This window comes from Thalassospira indica (assembly GCF_003403095.1).
Taxonomy (GTDB): Bacteria; Pseudomonadota; Alphaproteobacteria; order Rhodospirillales; family Thalassospiraceae; genus Thalassospira; species Thalassospira indica.
Genome location: NZ_CP031555.1, coordinates 97,224 through 113,561 on the forward strand (window position 1 = coordinate 97,224; position 16,338 = coordinate 113,561).

The 16,338-nt window shown below is 51.0% G+C and carries 14 protein-coding genes; 7 read left to right on the forward strand and 7 right to left on the reverse strand.

All coding sequences use genetic code 11. The annotated features are described in order from the left end of the window. Nucleotides 1-39: 39 nt before the first annotated feature. The 6 genes from DY252_RS00470 to DY252_RS00495 all read left to right on the forward strand — a co-directional run bounded on the left by DY252_RS00470 (nt 40) and on the right by DY252_RS00495 (nt 5,228). Entirely contained in the window at nt 40-312 is a 273-nt protein-coding gene (locus DY252_RS00470; RefSeq protein WP_062956561.1) for a hypothetical protein, read from the forward strand. Further along, complete coding sequence (locus DY252_RS00475; protein WP_062956560.1) at nt 309-752, forward strand: hypothetical protein; 444 nt, start codon at nt 309-311, stop codon at nt 750-752. Before DY252_RS00470 ends, DY252_RS00475 begins: the two co-directional genes overlap by 4 nt. Before the next feature lie 107 nt (nt 753-859). Further along, nucleotides 860-1,828, forward strand: coding sequence for an arsenic resistance protein (locus DY252_RS00480; protein ID WP_062956559.1), 969 nt, complete (start codon nt 860-862; stop codon nt 1,826-1,828). A gap of 198 nt (nt 1,829-2,026) precedes the next feature. Next, nucleotides 2,027-2,614 (forward strand): recombinase family protein, encoded by a 588-nt coding sequence (locus tag DY252_RS00485; RefSeq protein WP_062956558.1) that lies wholly within the window; start codon nt 2,027-2,029, stop codon nt 2,612-2,614. 10 nt (nt 2,615-2,624) lie between these two features. Further along, a complete protein-coding gene (locus DY252_RS00490) occupies nt 2,625-4,241 on the forward strand; it encodes a DDE-type integrase/transposase/recombinase (protein WP_082923407.1) in 1,617 nt (538 codons plus the stop codon). Nucleotides 4,242-4,253: 12 nt separating this feature from the next. Continuing rightward, nucleotides 4,254-5,228: an ExeA family protein gene (locus DY252_RS00495; RefSeq protein WP_062956556.1), complete on the forward strand. Its 975-nt coding sequence runs from the start codon at nt 4,254-4,256 to the stop codon at nt 5,226-5,228. A 166-nt stretch (nt 5,229-5,394) separates the two neighbouring features. Here DY252_RS00495 and DY252_RS00500 read toward each other — a convergent pair whose 3' ends face one another. The 6 genes from DY252_RS00500 to DY252_RS00525 all read right to left on the reverse strand — a co-directional run bounded on the left by DY252_RS00500 (nt 5,395) and on the right by DY252_RS00525 (nt 13,987). Continuing rightward, nucleotides 5,395-6,672, reverse strand: a complete 1,278-nt coding sequence (locus DY252_RS00500) for a hypothetical protein (RefSeq protein WP_129542658.1) — start codon at nt 6,670-6,672, stop codon at nt 5,395-5,397. Nucleotides 6,673-6,714: 42 nt separating this feature from the next. Then, nucleotides 6,715-8,202: an ATP-binding protein gene (locus DY252_RS00505; RefSeq protein WP_064788060.1), complete on the reverse strand. Its 1,488-nt coding sequence runs from the start codon at nt 8,200-8,202 to the stop codon at nt 6,715-6,717. 244 nt (nt 8,203-8,446) lie between these two features. Continuing rightward, nucleotides 8,447-10,324: a TniQ family protein gene (locus tag DY252_RS00510; RefSeq protein WP_064788059.1), complete on the reverse strand. Its 1,878-nt coding sequence runs from the start codon at nt 10,322-10,324 to the stop codon at nt 8,447-8,449. Nucleotides 10,325-10,329: 5 nt separating this feature from the next. Beyond that, entirely contained in the window at nt 10,330-11,340 is a 1,011-nt protein-coding gene (locus tag DY252_RS00515; RefSeq protein WP_064788058.1) for a TniB family NTP-binding protein, read from the reverse strand. Beyond that, on the reverse strand, nt 11,337-13,340 hold the full coding sequence (locus DY252_RS00520; RefSeq protein ID WP_064788057.1) for a Mu transposase C-terminal domain-containing protein: 2,004 nt from the start codon (nt 13,338-13,340) through the stop codon (nt 11,337-11,339). The genes DY252_RS00515 and DY252_RS00520 overlap by 4 nt, the downstream gene beginning before the upstream one ends. Continuing rightward, nucleotides 13,340-13,987: a TnsA endonuclease N-terminal domain-containing protein gene (locus tag DY252_RS00525; protein ID WP_082923383.1), complete on the reverse strand. Its 648-nt coding sequence runs from the start codon at nt 13,985-13,987 to the stop codon at nt 13,340-13,342. The genes DY252_RS00520 and DY252_RS00525 overlap by 1 nt, the downstream gene beginning before the upstream one ends. Nucleotides 13,988-14,101: 114 nt before the next feature. On the opposite strand from DY252_RS00525, the gene DY252_RS00530 reads away from it, so the two are divergent. Continuing rightward, nucleotides 14,102-15,079 (forward strand): hypothetical protein, encoded by a 978-nt coding sequence (locus DY252_RS00530; protein WP_129542659.1) that lies wholly within the window; start codon nt 14,102-14,104, stop codon nt 15,077-15,079. Nucleotides 15,080-15,090: 11 nt separating this feature from the next. Here DY252_RS00530 and DY252_RS00535 read toward each other — a convergent pair whose 3' ends face one another. Next, nucleotides 15,091-16,197, reverse strand: a complete 1,107-nt coding sequence (locus DY252_RS00535; RefSeq protein WP_064788055.1) for a Fic family protein — start codon at nt 16,195-16,197, stop codon at nt 15,091-15,093. Nucleotides 16,198-16,338 lie beyond the last annotated feature (141 nt).

Here is a 16,338-nt window from a genome sequence, read left to right on the forward strand (position 1 = left end):
GTGCTTTGAGAAATAGAGTCATGAAGAAGGATATTTGCAATGGTTGAAGCCAATAATTCCAAAAAGATCGCCGTCGGTTTCGCAATTTCTGCTTGCGCTGTTTGTTGTGCGCCGCTTGTTATTCCGCCACTGCTTGCACTTGTTGCAGCAAGTAACGTTGGACTTACCGTGTTTGGACAGGTCGGGCTTGGTGTGCTCGTACTTATCAGTATGGGAGGATACATTTATATGCGCCGCAGCAATACCATGCGCATGCAAAAAGCATGCGGGTGCAAAAGTTGCCACTCGGTTAAACAGGGAGAAAGCCAATGATGCAGTTCGGCAAAGTTGATTTACGAGATTGGTTCAAGGCTATTGGTATCGGCATTGTAACTGCCATTTTGCTGTCTGCGGTGATGGTGCCTGCCTCAAAATTCGGCATCTCGCCATTGCCCAAGCCGCTTGGTCTTGCATTTGCCGAAACGGTTATGGGGCGTTCACTTCCGCTGCCGGTTGGCCTAATATTCCACATTGCCTATGTGGTATTTTGGTCTGTTTTGTTTGTTGTGTTGTTTCGAAACGATTTACGATTTCGGAACGCCTTGTTGCTTGGTATGGGGCTCTGGCTTCTTGTTCTTGTTGCATTTTTCCCCATTGTGGGCTGGGGTTTCCTTGGTCTCGCGGTAAGCTCCAAACTTATCGTCGCGGCACTTATCCCTCATTTGCTATTTTCGATTTTTCTTTGGGCGCTCTGCCGGGGAATGTTCAAATAGCGTTGTGTGGTGTAATCGACTAGTTACAACAAAAATCAAAAAGTCGACCGGAATGCAACGAAGTTGTCGGTTTAAATAAAGGAGTATGATCGGTGAAGGCAACGGCAATGCGTGATTGGCTGGAATCGCGTCAGATTATTGTTTACTTCGTTGCAATTGGTCTGGGGGTGGTTATCGGCATAACGGCGCCTCAAATGTCAGTGGCATTCGAAGGTGTCATTACGCCAGTTTTGGCTACACTCATTTACACGACCTTTTTGCAAGTGCCGCTAGCCGATCTTCGCGGCGCAATGACCAACCGGCGCTTTCTTGCGGCATTGCTACTGGCGAACTTTCTCGTCATACCCGTGTTCGTCTGGTTGTTGTTCCAGATGGTGCCGGATCATTCCGCCGTGCAACTTGGCGTACTTCTCGTCCTGCTGACGCCGTGCATCGACTATGTCGTTGTGTTTACGCATATGGGGCGAGGAAACGCACGTCTTATACTTGCCGCCACGCCCATTCTTCTTATCGTGCAAATCCTGCTGCTCCCGCTTTATCTCTGGCTTTTTTTGGGGCCAAACACAGCAGAACTGTTAAGCCCCGGTCCTTTCCTCGCAGCGTTCCTGTGGCTTATTGCGGTGCCTCTGGTCCTAGCCTGGTTGACGGAGCTTTTGGCCAGACGTCATACAACCAGCCAAAAGTTTACCGCCTCCATGACGTTGGGTCCTGTTCCCCTGATGGCATTGACATTGTTTCTGGTTATCGGTGCGGAGCTTCCCCGGATCAGGGAGGCGCAAGACATCGTCTTGAGCATTGTAGCGATCTATATTGTCTATGCTGTGGTTTCGCCACTTATCGGCTGGGCTATTGCCCGGTTCGCACATCTTGATGCTGATGCTGGTCGGGCTGTGATGTTTAGCACTGGTACCCGAAATTCTCTGGTCGTATTGCCGCTGGCACTCGCAGCCCCGTTTGACGGGAGCCTTGTTGCTGGTGTTGTCGTGACACAAACACTCGTCGAACTACTGGCCGAGCTTGCCTATATAAGGCTTGTTCCGACCCTGATGGCTTCACGACCAACACGTGGTGGGTGAGTACGAATTGTCCAAAGTGATGTATCCTGTCGAAAATATCGACATTGATTGGGCGCCGTTTTGGAAACGAACGTTTTCCAGACAGGTGAAAGCCCGAATGCCAATCTCCGATTGAAAACTGTTAATTTGTCTGTATACCGCGTCTTGAAATCAACGTAATATTCTGCTCCTCAAAAACGGCTTTCCGGACGGTGCGCCATGCGTATCGGCTATGCACGTGTCTCGACCGACGATCAAAATCTTGACCTGCAAAATGATGCTTTGCGGGAAGCCGGTTGTGAGCGCATTTTTCGGGACAAGGTGAGCGGCGCCAAAACTGATCGTCCAGGGCTTGATCGCACCTTCGAAGAATTACGTCAGGGCGATGTGCTGGTTGTCTGGCGTCTGGATCGCCTTGGACGGTCCCTGAAGGAATTGATTGCGCACGCCGAGATGCTGGCCGAACGACAAATCGGTCTGCGATCAATTACCGAAGCGATTGATACGACCACCAGCGGCGGCAAGCTGGTCTTTCATATCTTTGCAGCCTTGGCTGAATTCGAACGCAACCTGATCCGGGAGCGAACGAAAGCCGGTTTGGAAGCCGCAAGATCGCGCGGCCGGAAAGGCGGTCGCCGTAAGGCACTGACCAAAGACAAGCGTCGACACGTCGTGGACCTGTATCGATCAAGACAGCACAGTATTAAAGAGATCTGCGATCTGATGGGTGTGTCGCGGGCAACCGTCTATACCTATGTCGCGGAATTTGCCGATAGCATTGATGGCGAGGCCGACAATGAAAGGTAGGGCCGCACGCATACCGGCCGAGGCACTTCTGGCGCTTCGGACCAGATTGTCTTCTCTGCCCGCGCGAGATCCTGGCCGGGCCAGCGCTGTTGCACGAACAGCCGAATTATATGGTCTCAGTATATCATCGGTCTATCGCCAGTTACGAAACTTGCAACGCCCGAAAGGCATGCAGCGTTCTGATAGCGGCGAGCCGAGGGTCATGTCGCGGTTAGACATGGAGCGATATTGCGAGATCGTTGCCGCCCTGAAAATCAGAACTGAGAATGGCAAAGGTCACAAGTTGTCGACGAATGAAGCCATCCGGTTGCTTGAGGATCACGGTATTGAGACGCCCGAAGGTTATGTGCAAGCCCCTAAAGGAACGCTGGCGACATCTACCCTGAACCGGTGGCTTCGGAACTGGGGATATGATCATCCCCGGATGATACGCGGCCCGGCTGCGGTTCGGTTTCAGGCCAGATATTCCAACGAACTCTGGCATTTCGACATGAGTCCGTCCGACCTTAAGGAACTTGACCAGCCGGAATGGATTGAACCCGGACGCGGAGCACCAACCCTGATGCTCTATAGCGTGGTAGATGATCGTAGTGGTGTTTCCTATCAGGAATATCGCTGTGTGTATGGTGAGGATGCGGAATCTGCCTTGCGGTTCCTGTTCAACGCCATGGCAGCCAAAGAAGGCACCACACTTCAGGGCAGACCGTTAGGACTGTATCTCGACAATGGACCAGTTGCCAAAAGCATCGTGTTCCAGACCGTCATGGGACATCTTGGTGTTGATTGGCGTACTCACATGCCTCGCGGCTCGGACGGTCGACGGGTTACGGCGCGATCCAAGGGCAAGGTTGAACGTCCGTTCCTGACCGTCAAGGAAGCTCATGAAACCCTGTATCACTTTCATCGTCCCAAAACAGAGGCCGAAGCCAATAGCTGGTTGTTGAACTTTATTAACCGCTACAATGACAAACCGCATCGCCATGAAGCCCATAGCCGAACGGAAGACTGGTGTTCAAACTTGCCCGCGCAGGGCCTGCGCGAAATGTGTTCCTGGGAACGGTATTGCGCTTTTGCCCGGGAACCGGAACGTCGAACGGTTGCAGCGGACGCCCGCATTCATCTGAAGGGAGCCTATTATGAGGTAGACCCGGATCTGGCGGGTGAAGAAGTTTTATTGTGGTGGGGATTGTTCGATCAAGAACTGTTTGTCGAGTTTGGCAATAAACGCTATGGCCCGTATCGCCCGGTCGGTGGACCGATACCTTTGCACCGCTATCGCAAACAGGCCAAATCGCCCCGCGAGAAGCGTGCCGACAAAGTAGCCGACTTGGCGGCCAGAATATCGGTACCGCGTTCGGCCTTTGCCGGGTCGGAACAGGTGTTTTCCAGCGCAGAGATTATCCCCCTCGTTGAAGCAACGTTTGAAGATCCGGACCCGTGGCACCAGTTCAGTTATGCCAGCACCCTCGATGCGCGTCGCGGCATTGCGGATTTGTTGGAAAAACCGCTGGCGCGGTTGAGTGCCGAAGACCTTGAATTCATCGAGGAGCTTGTCACCACCACGACAAACAAACGTGAAATTTCTACGGCGATCAAAACACGGTTCGGCAAGAACCCTAAAACATAGCAGGAGGCTGTCATGCTAACAGCGGATGTCAGGGCATTTTATGGCATCGAGAAGGACTGGGCGCTGGCCGGTTTTTTCGAAACGGAATGGCACCGCCAGATGATGGCCGACCTGCGGGCGGCCATTCTGGCCGGTCGGCTGGTTGCCATCACAGGATCAGTTGGTGTCGGAAAAACCATGATGCTAAACAGGCTTCAGACAGAGTTGTCCGCAAGCAAAGATATTCTCGTGGCCCGCAGCCTGTCGATCGACAAACCGCGTGTTGTTCTGCCAGCCCTTCTGACCGCAATCTTTCTCGATGTCTCCGGTGATGCGGATGTCAAAGTGCCGACACAACCCGAAAAGCGGGAACGCAAACTTCAGGACCTCATCAGGAAAATGAGAAAAACCGTCGTTCTGTTCATCGACGAAGCTCATGACCTGCATGGAAACACGCTGACCGGTCTCAAGCGTCTGATGGAAATTGTCCAGGCAGGGGACGGGGTTCTGTCTGTCGTTCTGGTTGGCCATCCCCGCCTGCGGAATGATCTGAACAAGGCGACAATGGAAGAGATCGGGCATAGAACCACCAAGATCATGTTTCAGGGGCTTGGCGATGACAGTCGCAAATATCTCGACTGGCTGCTGAAGCAGTGCCGGACCAAAAACACTAGGCAAGGAGACATTATTGCGGACGATGCGCTGGATCTGATGGTCGAGCGCCTGTCAACACCGCTTCAGTTTACCGAACATCTGACACGCGCTTTCACCGAAGCCTACAAGCTTGGCGCCAAGCCTGTCACCCGGGAAATTGTCGAAGAAACAATTGCGATCGGCTATGACGATCTGGATGCCCGACTGGCACGGCTTGGATACAATGCCAAGACACTGGCGGAGCAATTCGATACCCGGCTTCCGGAAATGCGCAAGTTCCTGAAAGGACACCTGGATTCCGAACGGACCCAGGAACTGGGGCAGATGATGCGACAGGCCGGATTGCCGATATAATCTTCAGTGGCAGATAATGTGATTTCACGGTGATGATTGCGGTCTGGTGGCAAATAATCTGATCACATTCGCAGTTAATGTGATTTGGGTACCGGTGATAAAATCACTTAATTTGAGCCGGAAAAGCGCGATAAGTGCAAGTTTGACGGATTATAAGTGCAATCCTCTATAGGTAAGGTACGTCATGCTCTTTTTTATGTCGGGGCGGGAAGGAAACATCCGAGTCAACGACCGTTCTGATTACAGGAAGCCCCTGATCTGTTGCACCTCCATCTGAATGGTCCATACCGAACAGCTTTTCAGCTCCGATGTAATTAGATGGTGCCGGCAGATTTATGATGAAGCTTCGGGGAAAGAGTCCTTCCCCAGCATCTTCGGTGAAATCCTCATGATGAATAAAGATATTTGCAAACGGGGTCGCAGTATATCCGACGTACGCACTCTGCTCGAATGCCGACAAAATCTGACGGATCAGCTTGTTCGTCTGCGTTGGATCATAGTCAGGCCTCGGCTCACCGAACTCATCCAAGTAATCGTTCGTATTTGCAGATGCATAGTCAGCTTCGTCATCAATCAGGAGCAGAGGCACACTCGTGATTATTTTTCCAAGAGGCGATTCAGGAGCGTCCTGTCCTCTGACAGCCAACGCCCAGTTAAGCAGGTTTCTCAGAACGCTCGTGTTCTTCTTCACCACGAACAGTACCGGGTCTTTCCCTCCCGGGACGATTGAGGTCTGCTGCGCGGTAACCCTGCGGAAGTCTCCCTGCTCGCTGCTACTGGTTAGTGAGTGGGCAATCAGAAAGGGGGCTCCGGTAATATCACCAACACCAATTCTCTGGTTGGCTTTCCCCCAAGACAGATGATGCCTTGTATCAAACCCCAAGACGCCCTCATCAAGGCGTACCTGGGTCTGACTCCGAAGGCTGTTGTGGGCACCCGCCAGAACAATTGCGAGACGATAACCCGCATCGAAAGCCTTCGTGATCAGGCCGGTATAGTTGGAGGTTTTCCCTGACTGAACGTGGCCTACAACAAGCCCTCTTCTATCCCATCTTCCTGTAAGTGCCGGATCCCTTAGCCTGTCGAGGATATCGTCCGTCAGCTCGTCAAGGCGGCGAATTACCTGGTCCGGAAGATTTTTCTCCTCGCGCAGGTAACGCTCATAGCGCTCCCAGAACTCGAACTCTGTATCTTCCTTTTTCGCTGCCAGCCATGCCTTGTATTCCTTGTCATCCAAGATGCAATAGCCGCCAACATGCACGTTATTATTGAACTCGAGGTCATCCTGCAGCCTCTGAAAGTCCAGCCCATTGTACTCGGCAATATTTTTGAGCACATTCACAGCCTGCACGATGTCGTCGAGCGTCACCGGCTTTTTCAGGCGAAGAAAATTATTTGCCATCCCGAAGGCTGATTTGTAACGAATCTTTGAATCTTCATTCATCAATGTCACTAACCGGTCCGGCGAACAGTTCGTCGGCTTAGGTTACCCCCTATTAATTTCGTCCAAGAACGCGGTCAGCACATCAGGATGAGCATTGAACGGCTCCATCACAGCGAGCTTTGTAGCCGCAGCAGTATTCGTTTCTCCCTCTTGGATAAGGATCCCGTAAACCTCACGCATGCACTGCAATAGTCCTTTCGGATCATCCCCAAAAGGAACTCCCAGGGTGTCGGGCTGCTCGGCATTGTTGATAACGATAAGAGGGCTCGGAACAGCCTGCTCGATCATCGAGAGAAGGGATGAGAATTTTTCTCCGTCTTCGCAGGATTTTCTCACTGATTTCACCAGCGGATGATCCCTGTTGACCTTATAATAGGTTCTGCCTCTCAGGGTTTTAGCAGACCAGACGAAGACAAAGTCATCAGCATGCTTTCGCTGAAGAACTTTTCCCCGGTGCCTGTATACCTTTGCGGCCTTATCCCTCGTCGCACGTGCAATCCTTTTAAGGTCGTCTCGCATTGCTGCTGGCGGATATGCTCGGGCCTTTTTGACGTCAAGATGCCATGCCTCATCAAGTGAATTAGGCAAATCGATCTGAATGCGTGCGAGCTTGTAATGCTCCTCTTTTTGGATCCCCAGACTAAGCCAGTCCCCGGAAACAATCAGCCGCCGATTGCGATATACATAAAAACCCTGCTGTGCATTCCAGCCCTTGGGACCTGATGCTGCGCTATGCTCCTCCTTGGTCAAACGTGAATGGTGCGGCAGCACAAACGGGAAGACTTGTATCTTTTCTCCCTCATAGGAAAGCCGCTCCGCGGCTAACGCTTCGGACTTTCCTTCAATAAAGGGATCCCAGCCAGAGACCTTCGTACCATTGATGAACATCGATAATGCGCCTGGACCCTTAAGGTACCGATGGAATACCATGCCCAGATGAGCACGTACTTCGTCGATTCTCTCACGGAACCTTTTTTCTGCCTTTTTATCTCCGGGAGAACCGTCCCTGACCACCCTATCGAGCTTCGACAGCGCTACAATCGTTCCCTTTCCGATCGATTGCAGGCGCTCCGCATGGTTTTTCACATCTGGTATCGGTGGTTTCAGGAGCCGCCATTCACCACCTCCGTGTTCCGCAATATAATTGAGATCCCAACAGCGGGTGACGACTTCAGCGCCATTCGCAAGAGAGACAACCGTAAGACATCTTGCCTGAGAGAGGGATGCAGTCTTCAGTCCTAGGCCGAATCTGCCTAAGTCATTTTCTGACCTTTTCACCATCGGGCTGATACTGCCCATTCGCATTGCCGCTACCAGACCGGCTTCATCCATGCCTTCGCCATCATCAACGATGAGAATTGCCGATTCAGCGCCATCCCACATAAACTCGACCCAGATGTTTTTGGCGTTTGCCGAGATGCTGTTATCGATGAGATCTGCAAGTGCTGTGGCAAGGTCATAACCGAACGCTCGCATTGACTCAATCATCGCGCCCGCGTCGGGTGACACAACCTCGTATTCGGCGCTCATTCCAATACCTCGTAACAGGCTAAATCTCTAAAACTGCCACAGATTCAGAGCATATTTGGACTGACGAGTCTATCGGTGATTACCCGAAACTTGCGTACTAAATAAACTTAAAATAGCACGCCATACTTTGGTTCCTGAAACTTTATCGCTTCGGGATCGTGGCCTTTTGTCGCGGCGAAACTAGTCGCGAACCAACGATAACTAATTAAACTCTAAGAAGAATTTTCTGCCGTTTCTACGACGATCAGATCAGACACAAGATCGAGCCCTTTCTTCTAAAGAAATATTGTCTTCCTCCGTCAACCTCTGGCCCTGTAACTGGTCTTATACCGAACTCTTTTTGTTTGATTACAACAGTTTTGGCCGAAGTATCATTTCTAGCTGCCAAGCTTGACGCAGAAACGTAAGTCGCATTGAACCTCTCGATTGCATCCAACGAAACCTGCCGTCGAAGACGTCCATCTATAGCGACAGAGGTTGTTTCGAGAAGACCCTTATGCACCAGATGACGTGTGGCTTCTTCATTTAACCCAAGCATCCTTGAAGCTTCGCGAATGGTAACGGCCCATTTGATCGTCCGTTTTTCATTGTAAAGAAAAGCTCGGAAGTCTGTGTCATTGAAGAACAGATCTCTGAGATTGGTCACTTTTGTCGAGCGCTTCAGCGATTTCAACTCGCCACCGAGCAAACCCTGAATCAGGTCAACGATACAAAGCCCCTTGGCAGTACAACGACGTATCGCTTTGGCAAAAGTCACAGGCTCATCTGCATTCTCACAATAGGCCGCTTGCCTTGTCACAGATGCAATGAACTCATTGATATCTTGCTTTTTGAATGCCCAGTGCTGAGAACCATCAACCTTCGGCCCCTTGACGACTTTGATCAGGCCTGCGTTCACCAGTTTCATGAAGGGGTGTTTTGAAACGCCGAGCAGTTCCTGAGCATCATTGGTTCCAAGCAGGTTCTCACGCGCGTTTCGGTAACGCTCAACCTCCGAGACTTCTAGGACGCGAAGGCATCTGCTTTGCATCTGTCTCGTGGTTGCAGCCAAACTCCCCTCGGCGATATCACGTCTCAGGATACTTGGATGAATACCAAGGCGTCGTGCCGCTTCCGCAACCGTAACAAACGACTGATCCTGGGACCATTCATCCGACAATCGTTTACTGGTTGGCACGACAAACCCAGCAAACCATTTACCTTCGATATATTTGGCGAATTCAGCCCGGATGAGATGCAGATGCTCAACCTCCTGCTGCTTGCGGAATAGATTGGTGTAGAGCGATCGAAATTCCGCCTCGAGCCCGACGTGTTTTCCGACATCCTGTTCGGTGAATTGCCGTACCTCATCAAGCAGCAGGTGAAATCCGTTAGGCCAATCAGCAAGAATCACAGAAACCCGGTCAAACACCTCGCGCAATGCATCGGCAGTAAGATTGTAAAACAATTGTCGACCGGTTCCACGCCCGCGACCAGAAATATAAGCCGCCAGGAACATCGTGTGGTTCAGGAGATCTGTGAAACTCAACTTCTGAAATGCAGGATGCATGGCGCAGTTTTCGTCTGCCGGTTGCCCATCGAAGCGCTTCTCTAGCAACCTGCAGAAATCTACTGTCTTATCGGGTGCTGAGCGCGGTCGAAACGACCTCAAATCCGCACCACAGCCGCACTCCAGAAGGTTTTCACGTGCCCAGCCAACGCGGCGATAACATTTACTGCAGGTCTCAAGCAGATAGGTCCCGTGTTTCGGACAGGCACTCATAGGCTTGAACTCCCACAAGGCACGATGGTAGGGGGCTTCGCTCAAGCATTGCGGGCAGTAGCGAAAAGAACGCCTTTCCTGTGCACAGATGTGAATTTCATGAGAGCCCACACGAACCCATCGGGGCCCCACAATTCGGCTCTGGATATTTGAAAGCTCGTGGTCTGCAAGGTTTAGCACGCTTGCCAATTTTGCAACGTCGTCGCGCGGCAAGTATGCGCGTGGGTGAATACCGAGCTGCCTCAGCATCCAGTTTGGATTGTGATAACCATTTTCCGTCGAAACCCTGAGCAGATATCCCCGGAAGCTCTCTGCCTTCTCCGGCTTAGGACGTACCAATAGTGACAGATCACCTGACATGTGTCTCACCTTGCTGAGAGGACTTCGTTGACGTTTTGAGAACGTGATGTCGCGCTAACCGAGGGGATGCATCCCGCCACCGACATATGCCTGCTCTCGGGAAGCGGGTCGATTGCTTGCCCGTCCCAACTGTCGAGAAATGGATTGAGAACTGCTTTGTCTGGTACAAGGCGCTCCCTGAACGATTTGGCGAGATGCTGCCGGGTTATCGACGAAGCATTGCATTTGGCTGCTTCATATGCGGCGCCATGGATCAGCTTGATCAGAAGAGAAATCAGGCCTTTTGTTGCAGCATGGCAGCGGACAGCTTGCCCCTTCAAATCGCTTTTGCCTCCCAGAATCTCCGCAAGCTTTCCGTCTACCGCGTCAAGAATCCTGGTAAACTCTGCACGCTCTGCATTGTCATCCCAAGCAAAGGGTGAAAGTTCAGTCTGATAACTAAAGCGCCGCATAAGTTGCTCATTAGCCGATAGAACATTTCTCGAATACGGAAGCCCAACCAAAGCCACCGGGATCGATGTGTTGGAAATGAGGTTCTTGAGCCAGTCAGAAACATCGAGGATAACCCGCTCGCTCTTGCGATCGATAAAGTGCTGAAACTCATCAAGGATGATGAGCTTCGTGCCACACTCCCGGAGCAGCTTGCGAAGCCTTTTGGTTCTTTGCTCAAGTGTGCCACGGTCAGAAAGAGGGTCACCAAGCTTATCGAGAAGCTCGGACGCCATATTCTTCATCGTTGCCGGCACCGGAATTACGGCGCTCAGAACCGAAACCAGTTTACGGTCCTGGGTTTCGACAGGCTGATTATCGACGAGAAAAGCCTTTGCAAGCGTCGACTTCCCAACACCTGATGGACCATGCAGAAGCATACAAACCGGTTCTCCATAGCCCGTATAGGACTGCATGCATTCATCAAGCCTTGCCAAACCGGTCTTGAAAGAACGATGGCGGATCAGAACATCACCCATCACCTGATTGATGTCAGAAAGCTTGTCTGGATTAACAGAAATGCTCATAGGTCATCCTTTCCGACAGCCTGAATACGTCGCATGCCATCAGCAAGAAAATCGTCATCTTCGACTAGGTCATCACGATAATCTTCCTCCTCGGCCGTTGGTGCAGCATCAAATGAGATCTCATAAGAGGTGTTCTGCTCGACAATCCGATCTTCATTCGAGGGTGCGTGACTGGAGGACTCACGAAACCGTCCAATCCGTGCATTGGTTGTGCGTTTCCGCTTCTTGGTCTTGGCCGTTTCCTGAATAAGGTCGTGAATGTGTTCTTTGACTTTCGCAAGTTCAGTTGGACCGATCTTACGCGCCCCCATTTTCCGAAGGCACTTGCGAACGATCTTGTGAGGCCAGAGCCCCAACCCCTCTGCGTATTCAGGATTCAATGCCGGGACCTCGAAATAGGTATTGGTTCTTGGATCGCGGACATGAATGCGCCCCATATTGGTCGGATCGAACTTCATATCTACCTGAATATCTTTGGCGGAACTGTTGCGGAGCTCTGTCAGCTTTTTTGAGCTGTACCAAATGCCCTCTATCACAATCCCTTTGGGGTGAATTTTCCGAACTTCCTTGAAGCAGGAAAGAAGAACATTGAGGTCCTCCTGATCGGAAATAAGCCGAGGTGGAAACGTCTCCGCACCTTCAGTCCATCTTTCAATCGGTATTGCTTGTATACCCTCGTGCATCTTCCTGGCATGAATTTCGACAATCCATTTACACAAGACATGCTCAAGAAGTGCGATAGGAACGCTAGCCTCTCCAACCGCATCATTCTCTGAACGTGCGTCCTTGTTGTGAAAGGTCTTCCCCGGCGCATCACACAGAAGAGATCGGTTGATCTCACCAAAAATTCTCTCCACAACACCTTTGCTCCATGGTGACTTCACTTTGTTGTGCTGGATGGAGATACCAAGTTGGGCACACGCGATTTCCAGATCTTTAGAATGGAATTCGGGCCCGTTATCCGTGACAAGAACCTCGGGCACACCATAGCAGGGCCATGCGCCTTCGATGTCAGGGTAACGCTCGTTGACCCATTCCTTGGTCCCAATCGCATTGCGCAGTGCCATCATTACACTCGCTGAACCTGGCGCTTCGAAGCCGAGATAAAAGCCCAGAGGCATCCTTGAAAAATGGTCAATGATTAATGTGAGTGTTGGCCGCCCTAGTGGAATGTCGAGATCCTCATCGTAGGCGATGATATCGAGAAGACTGTGGTCGATCTCTACCCGCTCAAGCGGTCGGGAGGAGAAAGCACCTTTTCCCACGTGTCGGGTTTCCTTGTCGGCAATGTGTTTCCCGTATCGGCCCCTTAAAAAGGTGTAGGGCTCGAGTTTCTCGATTTCGCGATAGAGAGTTCTAAGGTTTGGAACAGCGAGTTGATCAAACGATGGCCGATATGCATTCAGCCTTTCGATCTCGACGACGACAGCGGAGTAAACATCCGTCGGCCTAGGCCTAGACGTAACCAGAAATCGCTCATTAATTACGGCCTGAAGGATTTCGAGCACTTCAGGAGAAAATCGTCGTTTCCGGTTCCCACGGCGCTTTTTTTGCGGCACCAAAGCCACAGGATCGCCGCCAGCCTGGCGGTAAAGTTTGCACCAGTTATAGAGCGTTGCCACTGACGGTGGCTTAGGGTCGTTAAGTTGTGCTGCACCAATTTCGATGCTGGCTTTCACTAAGGCTGCACCGCTCTCTGCAACCCTTGGCTTCTCGACCAATTTTACGTAGGCAAGCCTGCGGCGAAGCTCATCGCGATCTTTTTCGGGAAGGACACTCAGGTCCTGACGTTCTAGTACCTTGTGCTTGCGGCCACCAACGATGATGGAAGCTTCACCGTTAGCCACGGAAAACGCCAACTCAGGTCTTGGGATTTTCACCAATTGACCGTCATCTTCTGACTCAAGCTGAAGAATATCCCCTGCGAGGCAACGACGGACGGCATAGATGGTTTCACCAACAGACACCTCAGTTCCCATACCGATGCGAACAGCAACCATTACGAAGCCCTCCGCAAACAAACAGATGTATCGTCGTTGTCGATCGGTTGATTAATATCGACGCCAAGAATGCCTTGAGCGATGAGTGCGTAGACCTGCGAGAACGGAACACCATGCTCTTTCAAATGTTCGAACAACCCCGCAAGGGTCTGAACACCGCTATCAATAAGATTGATAACAACCTGCTTGCTGGCGGGATTTACGATTTCGCGCTGATACCGCAAGAGTTTGGTGATGTTTGAAAGTCGCGGTTCTTTTCGGATTTCGCGCTCGGTCATAACTAGGAAATCTATACCTTGCGCGCTGTAGTACTCCCGGAATGCGGCAAGTCTCTCTTTCAAGGGGCTTGTTATGGACTGTTCGTAAGGCTTTACTTCAAAGACAGTTACGCCACTCGTCATCTGCGCGATAAAATCGGGTGTGTATTTACGCCTTTTTCCGCTCTCGAAATAAGTAAGAGGCCCTGGTTGCTCCCGATATGACAACACCGCCGGATCAAACTCCAACAAACGGATCATGTCGCGCTCGAGCTGGGACTCCCAGTGGACGACCCGACTTGATTTCAAGCTTGGGAAACGGCCGACAACGCGATGCGTCGTTCGACGGACAACCTTCCTGCTTCTTTGTGCATGGGGATCAAACATCATTCACAATCCGCGTTATGATTCGTGGCATATTATGATTCAAATCAACTTTGCACAATCGAAAAATTCTGCTATGGGTAATTGAAAGATCTTTTAATGCAAGGAAATCCCTCCAAGATGAACGCGCAATCCTTTGATGAACTGCTTGCAAAATTGGACGATGCACGGGGCCGGCGGATGCCCTGGACACAAATTGCGTCGATGATCAACGAGATCGAAAAAACGCCAGCAGGTAAGCAATACTCTGCAAACAAAGAACATTTCTGGGAGATGCTTGCTCAGAAATCTGGTTATACACGCAACGCATTGCAACGCATGCGCTCAACACTCATCCGCGGTAATGCCATCGCAGATCGCGAAAAAACGAAACTGCAAGAAATTCTTGGACAGCGTGCACTCGCACCAAATGCCCTGTTTGACGTACTGGGCCACTTTCACACTGCTGAACTGTTCGCACGTATTTACAGCGCTGATCCGGATGCTGCACTCAATCTCCTGACTCAAATGCGCGACGAGAGAGTCCCGGTGGTTCGTATCAAGGAAATCCTCAGTGAAGTAACGAACCGAAAGCATTCTTCATCGTCGAAGCCAACGTTCTTGATGCCCAAAGACGTGCTTCATAGAGAACAAGCTCTCGCTTTAATTGATGAGCACAAGTCCCTTCTGTACGGAGGTGACGATGTCAGTATCTATTTCAATAGGTATGAGTTTGAATTCGTCAGCATTGACGCTGTTGGCATTCGCTGTGGCGATGATGGCGCCTTGCAGCTGGTTGACGGTTTCATGTTAATGACCAGTTCACCTGGGAAACACAAACCGGCCTTCCAGAACCTACTGTCTGACATAGATTATCGCTCGAGTTTTTTCCGCCACGTATGGCTTTGCAGAAACAGCTCGTTCCGATGGCCATCAGAAGAAATTAATGCTGCGATTGACGCTCTGGACATTCATCAAGTTGGGATCATCGAATTCGATGAAGAGGGCGGCGAGATGAAGATTGTTCGTCGTCCAAAAGGAGACACCCGACCTTCTCGCTATTCTCTAACTCTTCGCGAAATCATGCGTCAGGGCATTCCCGATTTTGGCATGGTGTAATGCCTGATCAATTATTTGCTAGACAACCGGTATTTCGTCGAACGGCCGCGTCCTTCGCAAACGCATAGATAGCCTTTGTCGACCAGGTCAGTAAGGTGGCGCGTTGCTGTCGCCTTACTAACGCTATTAATCGCAGCATATTGTGATGCGCTTATGACATTTTGATCCGCATCATCATGCAGCAGCACAAGAATTCTGACTTGTTGTGTCAGAAGTCGAGTTTCTGGCTGCATTGTCACGAGGCTGTTCGCTTCAACACTCCAGTTTAATCTCGTGATCGCCCCGTCGAGTGCATTTTCCAGAGTTTTGAAAAACCAATTCATCCATTCCGTTACATCTAAACCGGAAGACTGAGTTCGCTCCAACACGGCGTAATAGTTCTCACGGTCGGCTAAAATGTAAGGCGCCATTGGGTACAAGACAGCATTTTTGTCTGACTGAAACAGTGCTAGGTCAGCAACCGCGCGTGCACTCCTGCCATTGCCATCTTCGAATGGATGCACGGTCGCGAACCACAGATGCGCCCAAGCAGCTCGTGAAAGCGGATCTATTTCTTTGGCTTCTCGGCTAGAAGCGAACCAGTTAAGGAATGTTTCCATCTCAATTGCGACGCGTGACGGGCTAGGAGCTTCGAAATGAATTCTCCGGTCGCCGCTTCCACCGGAAACCACGTTGATATCTTCGGTTCGCCATGTTGCAGGTTGTCCGATTTGAGCTGGTGAGCAGGTCCTCTCGAACATGCAGCGCTGCCATATTCCTAATCGATGCAGAGTAAGGTCTTGAGAGGACTTGTCAAAAACGTTTGATATCAAAGCAGCGGCGTTTCCCTCCAGTATCCCGACACTCTTGGCGTCATCCCAAGAGGAAGCTCGGCCAAACCCGCGCTCGATTTCATCGGATAGGACAGTTGCGTCGAGGTGCTCGCCCTCAATTGCAAAAGAAGCAACAATGTTCTCAGTAAGTGCTTTGGTGATTAAGGTGCCGGTGCCGTTCAGCGAGTCGACCAATCCGGCCACGTATCCCTGTTTATGATAAACAGAAGGTAAGTAGGCTTGGATTTGCTGCCTATCCCAAGTGAAGTTGGGCCAATCACTGTGCTGCCAGTTCCATTTGCCCATCACCCCCCCTCGTGAGCCGATTAATCACCATATTCGGCTCACACTATGACGTGAATAAATTTCACGGAAGAGGCAAAACCTACAACAACTCACGATTTTGGCAAAAAATACCCCCCAAAAGGCGCATCACTGAGCTCCTAA